Annotated in this window: 1 protein-coding gene; it reads left to right on the forward strand. The window is 74.8% G+C overall.

The window, feature by feature from the left end; all coding sequences use genetic code 11:
- Positions 1-118: 118 nt before the first annotated feature.
- On the forward strand, positions 119-433 hold a 315-nt coding region (locus tag GVL52_RS29315; protein ID WP_200848020.1), incomplete at its 3' end, for a hypothetical protein.

Below are 433 nucleotides of genomic sequence, written 5' to 3' on the forward strand. Positions count from 1 at the left end.
CCTGGCAGCGCCCCGACCCGGCGGCCGCCCTGCCCGCGCTCTGGCGCCGCATCCGCGGCCACGGCGGCGGCGACGGGCTGTTCGGCACACCGGCCGTTGCGCCTTGAGACCGCACCGCATGCCCCGGAACGCCCGCCGCCACGACGACCATGCCCTCGCCGCCACCCCGGCGGCCGCGGCGCATGGCAGGCGGCTGCGCGTGCTGGTGATGGGCTTCCTCGCGCTGGCGATCACGGTCACCTGGGTGATGGTGGCCGTTTCCCTGCACATCAAGTCGCAGGACGCCGTCCGCGCCGAGGAGCGGCAGAACAGCAACCTGGCGCGGGTGCTGCAGGAGCAGACGCTGCGGGTCTTCGCGGCCGCGGACCAGGCCACGCTGCGGGTGGCGGCGGAGATCCGTGCCGGGGAATTCACCCCCCAGGACTATGTGCTC

This window comes from Rhizobium sp. 18055 (assembly GCF_902706285.1).
Taxonomy (GTDB): domain Bacteria; phylum Pseudomonadota; class Alphaproteobacteria; order Rhizobiales; family Rhizobiaceae; genus Rhizobium.